This window comes from Frigoribacterium sp. CFBP 13605 (assembly GCF_014839405.1).
Classification (GTDB): Bacteria; Actinomycetota; Actinomycetes; order Actinomycetales; family Microbacteriaceae; genus Frigoribacterium.
On record NZ_JACYNS010000001.1, the window covers coordinates 70,893 to 82,853 of the forward strand.

An 11,961-nucleotide genomic window follows, 5' to 3' on the forward strand; every position below is an offset into this window, starting at 1 on the left:
ACCGTCGGAACCCCTCTCGGTGAGAGGAGGCCTTCGGCACGTCGCGAGATACAAATGCGTAACACAACAACCAGTTCCATCAGCGTAGTGCACGGATGCCCACGAACACACCCTCTGAGCAGAACTCGTGTCGGTGTGTCGGCCCGATGACCGGACGAGGCAAGGAGAGCCACATCTCGTCGGTCGGCTTCGCGCCGGGGCTGGTGCCGGATGTGGGACTCGAACCCACACGCCCTCACGGACAGAGCATTTTGAGTGCTCCGCGTCTGCCATTCCGCCAATCCGGCGCACAACAACCAGGTCGACAATACCGTAGGCTTCACGTCGTGAGTGACCAGGAAGCAACCCCAGCAGCACCCCGTCGCGTCGTCGTGGCCGAAGATGAGTCCCTCATCCGCCTCGACATCGTCGAGATCCTCCGCGACAACGGTTTCGAGGTGGTGGGAGAGGCCGGGGACGGCGAGACCGCCGTCGCCCTCGCCACCGAGTTGCGCCCCGACCTCGTCATCATGGACGTCAAGATGCCCCAATTGGACGGCATCTCCGCCGCCGAGCGGCTCTCGAAGGCGCACATCGCGCCGGTCGTCCTCCTGACCGCGTTCAGCCAGAAGGAGCTCGTCGAGCGGGCGAGCGAGGCAGGCGCCCTCGCCTACGTCGTGAAACCCTTCACCCCCAACGACCTGCTGCCCGCGATCGAGATCGCCCTCTCGCGGTACGCACAGATCATCACCCTCGAGGCCGAGGTCGCCGACCTGGTCGAGCGCTTCGAGACCCGCAAGCTCGTCGACCGGGCGAAGGGGCTCCTCAACGAGAAGATGGGGCTCACCGAACCCGAGGCCTTCCGCTGGATCCAGAAGGCGTCCATGGACCGCCGCCTGACGATGCACGACGTGGCCCAGGCGATCATCGAACAGTTGAGCGCCAAGAAGTAGTCGTCCGCGACGAGAGAAGGCCCTCCCCGACGATCGGGGTGGGCCTTCTCTCGTCGGCCTACCGGTCGCGGGCGTCCGTGAGGAAGTTCGTGATGCGGACCGTCGACAACAGACGACCGCGATCGTCGGTCATGACGACCTGATGCGTCGTGAGGGTGGAACCGAGATGAAGGGCCGTGCAGGTGCCCGTCACCCATCCGGTCGCCGCCGACCGGCTGTGGCTCGCGTTCAGTTCGATGCCCATCGCGACGCGTCCGGCTCCCGCGTGCACGTTGGCCGCCACCGACCCGAGGGTCTCGGCCAGGACGACGTGTGCCCCGCCGTGCAGGATGCCGACGGGCTGGGTGTTTCCGTCGACGGGCATCCGACCCACGGCACGCTCGGCGCTCATCTCGTCGATCACGATGCCCATCTTCTCGGCCAGGGCACCGACACCCCGTCGGCGGAACAACTCGGCGGCGGCGTCGCTCAGGGACGCGTCCGACGAGACGGTCCTCTCGGCGTCGTTCGGGACGGCGGACGGAGTGCTCATGGTTCTCCGGTGGATCGGACCGGGGCGCCCGGCGACGGTGTCGGGGGTGCCCGCTAGGCTGACGTGGTGACGGACGACACGAAGCCTACCCTCCTGGTCATCGACGGCCATTCCCTGGCGTTCCGGGCCTTCTACGCCCTCCCGGTCGACAGTTTCGTGAACCGCGAAGGTCAGCACACCAACGCCATCCACGGCTTCATCTCGATGCTGCTCAGCCTACTCAAGGCCGAGAAACCGACGCACCTGGCCGTGGCCTTCGACATCTCTCGCTTCTCCTTCCGCACCCGCGAGTACCCCGAGTACAAGGGCACGCGGTCCGAGACCCCGCCCGAGTTCGTGGGCCAGATACCGCTTCTCCAAGAGGCGTTGCACGCCATGGGCATCACCACGATCACCAAAGAGGACTTCGAGGCGGACGACATCCTCGCGACCCTGGCGAGCCGCGGTCGTGACGACGGGTACCGGGTCCTGGTGGTCTCCGGCGATCGCGACGCCATCCAGATGGTCAACGACGACGTCACCCTCCTCTATCCCTCGGCCCGCGGCGTGAGCGAACTCACCCGGTACGACCGCGACAAGGTCTTCGAGCGATACGGCATCGAACCCCACCAGTACCCCGAGGTCGCCGCTCTCGTCGGCGAGACGAGCGACAACCTCATCGGCATCGACAAGGTGGGGGAGAAGACCGCCGTCAAGTGGATCAACCTCTACGGGGGTCTCGACGAGATCATCGCTCGCGCGGACGAGATCAAGGGCGTCGTCGGGCAGAAGCTCCGCGAGCAGAAAGAGAACGCCATCCGCAACCGCCGGCTCAACCGGCTGGTGACCGACGTCGAGCTCCCGGTGGGGCCGGGTGACCTCGAGCGCCGGGCGATCGACGAGGCGGCCGTCCGAGAGCTCTTCGACAAACTGCAGTTCCGCACCCTGCTCGAGCGCGTCCTGGCCCTGTCGGGATCGACCGAACCCTCCGCCGCGAACGCGGGTGAGACAGCGGTGACGGCGGCCCCCGAAGGCCTCCCCGTCGTCCGGACCCTCATCGACGAAGAACTGGCCTTCTGGCTGAAGAAGCACGCGTCCGACCCCGAGAAGCCCGTCGGCCTCACGGTCGAGTACGGCACGGACGGCATCGTCGGGCTCGGCATCTCGTCCCTCGACGAGTCGGCGTACGTGCCCTGGGCCGCGGGTCGCGGCGACTACGTGGCCCTCGAAGCCTGGCTCGACGACGCCACGCCCAAGGTGGTCCACGACGCGAAGCGCGCCTACAAGGCGCTGTCGCGGGCCGGCCTCACGCTGACGGGCATCGCCGGCGACCCGCGGATCACCGCCTGGCTGCTGCGCCCGGGCCGCACCTCGTTCGCCCTGTCCGACCTCGTCTACGAGCAGCTCGGAGAGACGCTGCCCGTCGGCGATCCCAACCAGCTCGTGTCGGCGGACGACGACGTCAACGTGGCCTCCGAGGCCTGGTACGTCCTCCGATTGTCCGAGTCGTTGGTTGCCGCCCTCGACGAGGGCTCCCGTCGGGTGCTCACCGAGATCGAGCTGCCCCTGGTGCCGGTGCTCGGAGACATGGAACTCACCGGTGTCGCCGCCGACCGCGACACGCTCAAGGCGCTCTCGCTCCGTCTGGGTGAACAGGCCGGCGAACTGGCCACGGCGGCGTTCGCCGAGATCGGACGCGAGGTCAACCTCGGCTCACCCAAGCAGCTGCAAGAGGTGCTGTTCGAGCAACTCCAGATGCCCAAGACCCGAGCGACCAAGACGGGCTTCTCGACCGACGCCGCCTCCTTGGCCGATCTGCAGGAGAAGCACCCGCACCCCTTCCTCGACCTGCTCCTGAAGCATCGCGACGCGACGAAGCTGCGCCAGATCATCGAGACCCTCGAGAAGTCGATCGCCGACGACGCGCGCATCCACACGACGTACGACCAGACGGGCACGACGACCGGGCGCATCTCGTCCGTCGACCCCAACCTCCAGAACATCCCGGTCAAGGCCGCCGTCGGTCGCGAGATCCGCGCCGCGTTCGTGCACGGGCCCGATTACGAGACGCTCCTCACGGCCGACTACTCGCAGATCGAGATGCGCATCATGGCGCACCTCTCGGGCGACGAGGGGCTGATCCAGGCGTTCAACGAGGGCGAAGACCTGCACCGGTTCGTCGGTGCCCGCATCTTCGGGGTCGAACCCGCCGACGTCAGCCCGGCCATGCGCACGAAGGTCAAGGCCATGTCCTACGGCCTCGCCTACGGGCTCAGCGCCTTCGGCCTGTCGAAGCAGCTGCGCATCGAGACCGCCGAGGCACGCCAGCTCATGACCGACTACTTCGCCCGGTTCGGTGCCGTACGCGAGTACCTCCGCAACGTCGTCGAGCAGGCGCGCGAAGACGGCTACACCGAGACCATCTACGGTCGGCGCCGCCCCTTCGCCGACCTCAAGTCCCCGAACCGCGTCCTGCGCGAGAACGCCGAGCGGGCCGCCCTGAACGCGCCGATCCAGGGCTCGGCCGCCGACATCATGAAGATCGCGATGCTCGGTGTCCGATCTGAACTCGACGAGCGAGAGATGGGGTCGCGCGTGCTGCTGCAGGTGCACGACGAACTCATCGTCGAGGTCGCACCGGGCGAGGTCGACGACGTACGCGAGATCGTGCGTCGGCGCATGAGCGGGGCGGCCGACCTGCGCGTGCCGCTCGACGTCAGCGTCGGCCTCGGCGAGAGCTGGGACGCAGCGGCCCACTGAGCCCCGGGCGCCGCGGCGCCGAACGGCCACGGACCCGAGGTCCGTCTCGGCGACGTCGCACGTCGCACGTCGCACGTAGCACGTAGCACGTCGCACGTCGCCGAGACGGTCCGTCCTGCCCTTCTGCGCGCGCCTCCTGTCCCCGGGGTCCTACGACCCGGCCCGAGCGGCCCCGCTCGGGCACGTGCTGCCCGTTCATCGGGCATCGGTTGCCCATCGGGCAGCCAATCGACGCCCCACTCGGGCACAAACGGACACGACACGCGGTACAGACTTGACCGGGCCACACAAACGGACTTATATAAGCGCAGATCAACAACAGTTGAACTCCTTCCGCACTTCCGCACCACCGGTCAGCCCCCGAGGCGGCCGTGCAGTCCGACGACGAGGTCTCCCATGTACGCACCGGAGCGTCACCAGCAGATCCTCGACACGGCCCTGTCCCGGGGCCGAGTCGAGGTGGCCGGTCTCGCACGAGAGCTCTCGGTCGCGCCCGAGACCGTGCGCCGCGACCTGACCGCCCTCGAGCGCCGGGGCGTCCTCCGCCGCGTCCACGGAGGCGCCATCGCCGTCGAGCGCCTCGGCATCGAGCCTCCCGTGGTCGACCGGGAGGGAACGGCCGCGTCCGAGAAGGAGCGCATCGCCCGGGCCGCCCTCGACGAACTGCCCGACGGCGGCTCGATCATCGTCGACGCCGGCACCTCGACCATCCGTCTGGCCGAACTCCTGCCCCTCGACCGGGAGCTGACCGTGGTCACCCACTCGCTCGCCGTCGCCACCATCCTCATCAGCCGACCGAACGTCACGCTCCACCTGCTCGGCGGCCTCATCCGCACCCGCACGTACTCCGCGGTGGGGGACTGGACGCGGGCCCAGATCGCCGACGTCTTCGCCGACGTCGCGTTCATCGGGACGAACGGCGTCTCGGTGGAGCGTGGGATCAGCACCCCCGACCTGGCGGAGGCGCGGGTCAAGCGCGCGCTCATCGCCGCGTCACGACGCACAGTCGTCCTCGCCGACCACACCAAGTTCGGTCGCGAGGACTTCGCCAAGGTCGCACCGCTCACCGACGTCGACACCGTCATCACCGACTCCGGCGTGGACGCCGAGCTGGCCGACGACGTCGAACAGGCCGGCCCCCGGGTCGTGATCGCATGACGCGACTCCGACCGGCCCCCCTCGTTCCCTCCCGACGCACCACAGCACCTCGCACCACCTCCATCACCCCACACCCCTCTCGTCGCTGAGAGAAACAAGGAGAAGTCGTCACCATGTCCGAATTCACCCCCACCGTCACCGGTACGGGAGCCCGAGCGCGCGTCCAGCGCTTCGGCGGCTTCCTGGCCGGCATGATCATGCCGAACATCGGCGCCTTCATCGCCTGGGGCCTCATCACGGCCCTGTTCATCCAGACCGGTTGGACGCCGGTGCCCCAGCTCGGCGGCTTCGGCGAGATGTCCGACGGCACCCCGTGGCCCGGCCTCGTCGGTCCCATCATCAAGTACCTGCTGCCGATCCTGATCGCCTACACGGGTGGTCGCATGGTCCACGGTCAGCGCGGTGCCGTCATCGGCGCCGTCGCCGTCATGGGCGTCATCGTCGCGACCGACGTGCCCCAGTTCCTCGGCGCGATGATCGTCGGCCCGCTCGCCGCCTGGGTCCTCAAGCAGTTCGACAAGCTCGTCGACGGCCGCATCAAGTCCGGCTTCGAGATGCTCGTCAACAACTTCTCGCTCGGCATCATCGGTGGCGCCATGGGCGTGCTCGCCTTCTTCGGCCTGGCCCCGGTCACCACCGCGATCACGAACGTCTTCGGCGGCGCCGTCGGCTTCCTCGTCGACCGTGGCCTGCTGCCCCTGGCGTCGATCATCATCGAGCCGGCCAAGGTCCTGTTCCTCAACAACGCCATCAACCAGGGCATCCTCACCCCCCTCGGTGGCACGCAGGTGCAGGAGGCCGGCAAGTCGATCCTCTTCATGCTCGAGTCGAACCCCGGCCCGGGTCTCGGCATCCTCCTCGCGTACCTCTTCTTCGGTCCGCGCGCCATCCGCCCCTCGGCCCCGGCCGCGATCATCGTGCACTTCTTCGGTGGCATCCACGAGATCTACTTCCCGTACGTGCTGATGAAGCCGATCCTGCTCGTCGCCGCCGTCCTCGGTGGAGCGACCGGCATCGCGACGTTCGCCCTGTTCAACGTCGGGCTCGTCGGCCCTGCCTCGCCCGGCAGCATCATCGCCTACACGCTCGTCGCCGCCCGCGGGGACCTTCTCCCGATCTACCTGGGTATCCTGCTCTCGGCGGCCGTCTCGTTCGTCGTCTCGTCCCTCCTCATGGGCTTCGGTCGCAAGGAGAACCGCGAGGCCCGTGCCGAGGACTCCGCCGCACAGGAGCAGGCTCTCGCCGACGCCCAGGCCGCCACCGCGGCCAACAAGGCCACCAGCAAGGGCACCGCGGCACCCACCGCCTAGCCCGCCCGCACCACCAGTCAGCACCACCACCACACAAGGAGAAGGTCATGGCAACCCTCGACGGTTCCAGCATCAAGAAACTCATCGTCGCGTGCGACGCGGGCATGGGCAGCAGCGTCATGCTGGCGTCCACGCTCAAGAAGCAGCTGAAGAAGAGCGGTGTCACCGTCGAGCACTCGCCCGTCGCGTCGATCCCGTCGGACGCCGACGTCGTCGTCACCCAGAACAACCTGGCCGAGCGCGCCCGCGGCGTCGTGCCGAACGTGCCCGTCGTGCCGTTCCAGCTGTTCATGGGAGACCCCAACGTCGCCAAGGTCGTCAAGGCGATCCAGGACGGCTCGACGGTCGAGGTCTGACGATGACCGACCAGCAGGCACCCGAGCTCTCGGCGCTCCTCGCGGAGTCGTCCATCCGACTCGACGAGGTCGCCGCCTCGCGTGACGAGGCCATCCGCAAGACGGGTCGGGCCCTGATCGACGCGGGTGCGATCGACGAGTCGTACGTCGACGCCATGTTCGAGCGCGAGAACTCGGTGTCCACCTACGTCGGCGAGGGTGTGGCGATCCCGCACGGCACCCTCGCCGGCAAGGACTCGGTCAAAGAGGACGCCCTCGTCGTGCTGCGGTTCCCGACCCCGGTCGACTGGGACGGCAACGAGGTATCGGTCACGGTCGGCATCGCCGCCAAGGGCAACGGCCACATCGCCATCCTCAGCCAGCTCGCCAGCATCCTGATGGACCCCGACAAGGCCGCCGCCCTGCGCGGGTCGACCACGACCGCCGAGGTCTACGAGTTGCTCGCGTCGACCGACGACGACGACTGATCCCCACCCCCTCCAGAGGAGAAGACATGCCAGAACGTTCCGTCACCATCGCCTCGAGCGTCGGGCTGCACGCCCGCCCCGCCTCGTTGTTCAGCCAGGCCGCCGGCAAGACCGGCGCCAAGGTCACGCTGACCTCCGCGGCCGGCAAGAGCGTCAACGCCGCCAGCATCCTCGGCGTGCTCTCGCTGGGCATCGGCCACGGTGAAGAGGTCGTCGTCGCGACCGAGGGCGACAACGCCGAGGCCGCCCTCGACGAACTCGTCGCGCTCCTGGCGACCGACCTCGACAAAGAGTAGGCACCGACACCAGAACGGGACGCCCGCCGACGAGAGTCGGCGGGCGTCCCGTTCGTCGTGGGAGCCGAGGAGGCGCGGTGCGGGGCCCCCTGCACCGCGCTTCCTGCGTCACTAGGCTCGTCGGCATGACCGATGCCGCGACGACGCCGACCCCTCGCACGCCCACCCCCGTCGACGGGGTCGCCGAACGCTGGGTGGACACCCTCTGCGAGCTCGACCCCACGACCGCGACCTGGATCGGCCGTGAGGGCCGGACGGGCGAGTACGGCGACTACTCGCCCGACGGTCATGCCCGACGCGTCGAGGCCGTCCGGGCCACGCTGGCCGAACTGCGGGCCACCACCCCCGTGGACGACGTCGACCGGGTCACCCGGGACGACCTGACGAGCGAGCTCGAGCTCGAGCTGCTCTACGCCGAACAGCGCCTCGAGTTGCGCGACCTCAACGTGATCGCGTCACCCGCCCAGGGCATCCGCGACGTGTTCGACCTCATGCCCACCGCCTCCGAGCGCGACTGGGTCGACGTCGCGACCCGCCTCGGCCGGGTACGGACCGCCGTCGACCAGTACGTCGAGACGTTGCGCGCGGGCATCGCCGGGGGAGTCACCCCCGCCCGGCGCCAGGTCGAGAAGGTGGCCGAGCAGTGTGCCCGCATCGGTGCCGACGACGGCTTCTTCGCCGAGTTCGTGCGGGACGCCCGGCTCGGTGACGGCACCGAACCCGGAACGGCGCTCGGCCGGGACCTCTCGTCGGGCGCCTCGTCGGCGGCGGAGGCCTACGTCGACCTCCGACGCTTCCTGCTCGACGAGTTGCTCCCCGCGGCGACGGCCGACGACGCCGTCGGGCGCGACGCCTACGCCCTGCACTCGCGACGGTTCCTCGGAGCGACGGTCGACCTCGACGAGACCTACGAGTGGGGGATCGACGAGCTCGCCAGGATGACGGCCGAACAAGAAGAGGTCGCCCGGCGGATCGAACCCGGGGCGTCGGTCTCCCGGGCCATCGAGCTGCTCGATGCCGATCCCGCACGCCAGCTCGACGGCACCGACGCACTCCGCGCCTGGATGCAGGAGCTCAGCGACCGCGCGGTCGCCGAGCTGGGTCGGGACCAGTTCGACATCCCCGAGCCGGTCCGCCGGCTCGAGTGCCGCATCGCACCGACCAAGGACGGCGGCATCTACTACACGAGCCCCAGCGACGACTTCTCGCGTCCGGGCCGCATGTGGTGGTCCGTGCCCGAGGGGGTCACCCGTTTCGGCACGTGGCGCGAGACGACGACGGTCTTCCACGAGGGGGTCCCCGGCCACCACCTCCAGCTCGGTCAGGCCGTCCACAACCGGGCCACGCTGAACACGTGGCGTCGACAACTGGCCGGCACCTCCGGGCACGCCGAGGGCTGGGCCCTGTACGCGGAACGGCTGATGGACGAACTCGGTTGGCTCGGTGACCCGGGCGACCGGTTGGGCATGCTCGACGGTCAGCGCATGCGTGCCGCGCGTGTGGTGCTCGACATCGGTGTCCACCTCGGCAAGCCGTTCCCCGGCGGCGGCGGGCGGTGGGACGCGACGAACGCCTTCGCCTTCATGTCGGAGAACGTCAACATGGACACCGAGTTCGTGCGCTTCGAGGTCGACCGGTACCTCGGTTGGCCGGGGCAGGCGCCGTCGTACAAGGTCGGTCAGCGCATCTGGGAAGACCTCCGTGCCGAACGAGCCCGTCGAGACGGCGCCACCTTCGACGTCAAGGCCTTCCACCGCGACGCCCTTCAGCTGGGCGGGGTCGGGCTCGACACGCTCAGGCGGGCACTGCTCGCGTGAGTCGCCGCGACCCGCGACACGCCGTTGCCCACACCTGCGGCGCCGCGCTAAGATGACCGAGCGCTATCTGCGTCGACATTTCCGCACGCCGCGTTCGACACACCCTCCCGGACACCGTTCGAGGGACGAGCACGGCCCGATTCATGCCCGTACTGGAGCACTAACTACATGACAACCGTAACGACCAAGGCACCCAAGCAGGTCGCCATCAACGACATCGGATCCGCTGATGACTTCCTGGCCGCGGTCGAGAAGACCCTGAAGTTCTTCAACGACGGCGACCTCATCGAGGGCACCGTCGTGAAGATCGACCGCGACGAGGTCCTCCTCGACGTCGGCTACAAGACCGAGGGCGTCATCCCCTCGCGCGAACTCTCGATCAAGCACGACGTCGACCCCACCGAGGTCGTCGAGGTCGGCGACACGGTCGAGGCCCTCGTCCTCCAGAAGGAAGACAAAGAAGGCCGTCTGATCCTGTCCAAGAAGCGCGCTCAGTACGAGCGTGCCTGGGGCGACGTGGAGAAGATCAAGGACGCCGACGGCGTCGTCACCGGTACGGTCATCGAGGTCGTCAAGGGTGGCCTCATCGTCGACATCGGCCTCCGTGGCTTCCTCCCCGCATCGCTCATCGAGCTGCGCCGCGTCCGCGACCTCACGCCCTACCTGGGCCAGGAGATCGAGGCCAAGATCCTCGAGCTCGACAAGAACCGCAACAACGTGGTCCTGTCGCGCCGTGCCCTCCTCGAGCAGACGCAGTCCGAGAGCCGCACGACCTTCCTCAACAACCTCCACAAGGGCCAGGTCCGCAAGGGCGTCGTCTCGTCGATCGTCAACTTCGGTGCGTTCGTCGACCTGGGCGGCGTGGACGGCCTCGTGCACGTCTCCGAGCTCAGCTGGAAGCACATCGAGCACGCCAGCGAGGTCGTCGAGGTGGGCCAGGAGGTCACCGTCGAGATCCTCGAGGTCGACCTCGACCGTGAGCGCGTGTCGCTCTCGCTCAAGGCCACCCAGGAAGACCCGTGGCAGGTGTTCGCCCGCACGCACGCGATCGGTCAGGTCGCTCCGGGCAAGGTCACCAAGCTCGTCCCCTTCGGTGCGTTCGTCCGCGTGGCCGACGGCATCGAGGGCCTCGTGCACATCTCCGAGCTGTCGGCGAAGCACGTCGAGCTGGCCGAGCAGGTCGTCGCCGTCGGCGACGAGGTGTTCGTCAAGGTCATCGACATCGACCTCGACCGCCGTCGCATCTCGCTGAGCCTCAAGCAGGCCAACGAGGGCGTCGACCCCGAAGGCACCGAGTTCGACCCGGCGCTCTACGGCATGCTCACCGAGTACGACGACCAGGGCAACTACAAGTACCCCGAGGGCTTCGACCCCGAGACGAACGAGTGGCGCGAGGGCTTCGACTCGCAGCGCGAGAAGTGGGAGCAGGACTACGCTGCCGCCCAGGCGCGCTGGGAAGCCCACAAGAAGCAGGTCGCTGCCTCGCTCGTCGAAGAGACGACGTTCGACGCTCCCACGGGTTCGTCGTTCTCGGCCGAGTCCGCTTCGGGCGCCGGCACCCTCGCCGACGACGAGTCGCTCGCCGCTCTGCGCGAGAAGCTGTCGAACAACAACTGAGTCCCTCCGGTCTCGACCAGAAGGCGGTTCCCCCTCGGGGGAGCCGCCTTCGGGCGTTTCCGGCGTAGTCTCGACGTCGTGTTCGTCTGTGGATTGACCGGTGGCATCGCCGCCGGCAAATCGGTCGTGGCCCGTCGACTCGCCGAACGGGGCGCGGCGCACATCGACGCCGACGCCCTCGCCCGCGAGGTGGTCGAGCCCGGATCCGCCGGACTCGAGGCCGTCGTCGCCCGCTTCGGTTCCGACGTCCTGCAGCCCGACGGCTCCCTCGACCGAGCCGCCCTGGGGACGATCGTCTTCGCCGACGCCGTTGCACGCCGTGACCTCGAAGGGATCACCCACCCGGCCGTGCACGAGCTCTCGGTCCGGCGCATGTCCGACGCCGTCGCGGACGACGCGGGTCGCGTCGTCGTCTACGACGTGCCGTTGCTCGTCGAATCGCGGGGGACCGACGGCTTCGACGTGGTCGTCGTCGTGCACGCCCCGCGCGAGGTCCGCCTGAGGCGACTCGTCGAGCTCCGCGGGATGGACGACGAGGAGGCGCGGCGTCGCGTGGACGCGCAGGCGGACGACCGGACGCGGCTCGCCGTGGCGGACCTCGTCGTCGACTCCTCCGGTTCGCTCGAGAGCACGCTGGAACAGGCGGACGACCTCTACGACCGTCTGCGTTCGCTGTCAGCGGCGAAGCAGGCGGCCTCCCACGACACGAGTGTCGGTGGTCCCTCCTAAGCTGGAAT

Annotated in this window: 11 protein-coding genes and 1 tRNA gene; 10 read left to right on the forward strand and 2 right to left on the reverse strand. The window is 68.7% G+C overall.

Going from position 1 to position 11,961, the window contains the following annotated elements; all coding sequences use genetic code 11:
* Positions 1-201 precede the first annotated feature (201 nt).
* Positions 202-287, reverse strand: a tRNA-Leu gene (locus IFT36_RS00335).
* A gap of 39 nt (positions 288-326) precedes the next feature.
* Between IFT36_RS00335 and IFT36_RS00340 the strand changes: the two genes are divergently transcribed.
* Positions 327-932, forward strand: a complete 606-nt coding sequence (locus tag IFT36_RS00340) for an ANTAR domain-containing response regulator (RefSeq protein WP_043592796.1) — start codon at positions 327-329, stop codon at positions 930-932.
* A gap of 58 nt (positions 933-990) precedes the next feature.
* Here IFT36_RS00340 and IFT36_RS00345 read toward each other — a convergent pair whose 3' ends face one another.
* Positions 991-1,344, reverse strand: coding sequence for a PaaI family thioesterase (locus IFT36_RS00345; RefSeq protein WP_249408402.1), 354 nt, complete (start codon positions 1,342-1,344; stop codon positions 991-993).
* Positions 1,345-1,530: 186 nt separating this feature from the next.
* Here IFT36_RS00345 and polA point away from each other — a divergent pair, with 186 nt between their 5' ends.
* The 9 genes from polA (at position 1,531) to coaE (ending at position 11,953) form a co-directional block, all read left to right on the forward strand.
* Positions 1,531-4,203: a DNA polymerase I gene (polA, locus tag IFT36_RS00350; protein ID WP_200412166.1), complete on the forward strand. Its 2,673-nt coding sequence runs from the start codon at positions 1,531-1,533 to the stop codon at positions 4,201-4,203.
* Between the two features lie 396 nt (positions 4,204-4,599).
* Positions 4,600-5,361: a DeoR/GlpR family DNA-binding transcription regulator gene (locus tag IFT36_RS00355; protein ID WP_056045263.1), complete on the forward strand. Its 762-nt coding sequence runs from the start codon at positions 4,600-4,602 to the stop codon at positions 5,359-5,361.
* 113 nt (positions 5,362-5,474) lie between these two features.
* On the forward strand, positions 5,475-6,671 hold the full coding sequence (locus IFT36_RS16260) for a PTS mannitol transporter subunit IICB (protein ID WP_056045261.1): 1,197 nt from the start codon (positions 5,475-5,477) through the stop codon (positions 6,669-6,671).
* Between the two features lie 47 nt (positions 6,672-6,718).
* On the forward strand, positions 6,719-7,027 hold the full coding sequence (locus IFT36_RS16265) for a PTS lactose transporter subunit IIB (RefSeq protein ID WP_054146078.1): 309 nt from the start codon (positions 6,719-6,721) through the stop codon (positions 7,025-7,027).
* 2 nt (positions 7,028-7,029) lie between these two features.
* Positions 7,030-7,494 carry a PTS sugar transporter subunit IIA gene (locus tag IFT36_RS16270; RefSeq protein WP_056045258.1) on the forward strand — a complete coding sequence of 155 codons (465 nt, stop codon included), beginning with the start codon at positions 7,030-7,032 and terminating at the stop codon, positions 7,492-7,494.
* A 26-nt stretch (positions 7,495-7,520) separates the two neighbouring features.
* Positions 7,521-7,790: an HPr family phosphocarrier protein gene (locus IFT36_RS00365; RefSeq protein WP_043592801.1), complete on the forward strand. Its 270-nt coding sequence runs from the start codon at positions 7,521-7,523 to the stop codon at positions 7,788-7,790.
* Between the two features lie 125 nt (positions 7,791-7,915).
* The gene (locus tag IFT36_RS00370; RefSeq protein ID WP_200412167.1) at positions 7,916-9,607 is read left to right on the forward strand and encodes a DUF885 domain-containing protein; all 1,692 of its coding nucleotides are present in this window, start codon (positions 7,916-7,918) and stop codon (positions 9,605-9,607) included.
* 168 nt (positions 9,608-9,775) lie between these two features.
* Positions 9,776-11,224 carry a 30S ribosomal protein S1 gene (gene rpsA / locus IFT36_RS00375; RefSeq protein ID WP_043592805.1) on the forward strand — a complete coding sequence of 483 codons (1,449 nt, stop codon included), beginning with the start codon at positions 9,776-9,778 and terminating at the stop codon, positions 11,222-11,224.
* Positions 11,225-11,302: 78 nt separating this feature from the next.
* Positions 11,303-11,953, forward strand: coding sequence for a dephospho-CoA kinase (gene coaE, locus IFT36_RS00380; protein WP_200412168.1), 651 nt, complete (start codon positions 11,303-11,305; stop codon positions 11,951-11,953).
* Positions 11,954-11,961: the final 8 nt, after the last annotated feature.

What these genes read in the sequence shown, in the direction of transcription:
- IFT36_RS00345 (WP_249408402.1), bottom strand. Translation starts at nt 1,344, where the DNA reads ATGGGCATCGTGATCGACGAGATGAGCGCCGAGCGTGCCGTGGGTCGG.
- IFT36_RS00355 (WP_056045263.1), top strand. Translation starts at nt 4,600, where the DNA reads ATGTACGCACCGGAGCGTCACCAGCAGATCCTCGACACGGCCCTGTCC.
- IFT36_RS16260 (WP_056045261.1), top strand. Translation starts at nt 5,475, where the DNA reads ATGTCCGAATTCACCCCCACCGTCACCGGTACGGGAGCCCGAGCGCGC.
- IFT36_RS16265 (WP_054146078.1), top strand. Translation starts at nt 6,719, where the DNA reads ATGGCAACCCTCGACGGTTCCAGCATCAAGAAACTCATCGTCGCGTGC.
- IFT36_RS16270 (WP_056045258.1), top strand. Translation starts at nt 7,030, where the DNA reads ATGACCGACCAGCAGGCACCCGAGCTCTCGGCGCTCCTCGCGGAGTCG.
- IFT36_RS00365 (WP_043592801.1), top strand. Translation starts at nt 7,521, where the DNA reads ATGCCAGAACGTTCCGTCACCATCGCCTCGAGCGTCGGGCTGCACGCC.
- IFT36_RS00370 (WP_200412167.1), top strand. Translation starts at nt 7,916, where the DNA reads ATGACCGATGCCGCGACGACGCCGACCCCTCGCACGCCCACCCCCGTC.
- rpsA (WP_043592805.1), top strand. Translation starts at nt 9,776, where the DNA reads ATGACAACCGTAACGACCAAGGCACCCAAGCAGGTCGCCATCAACGAC.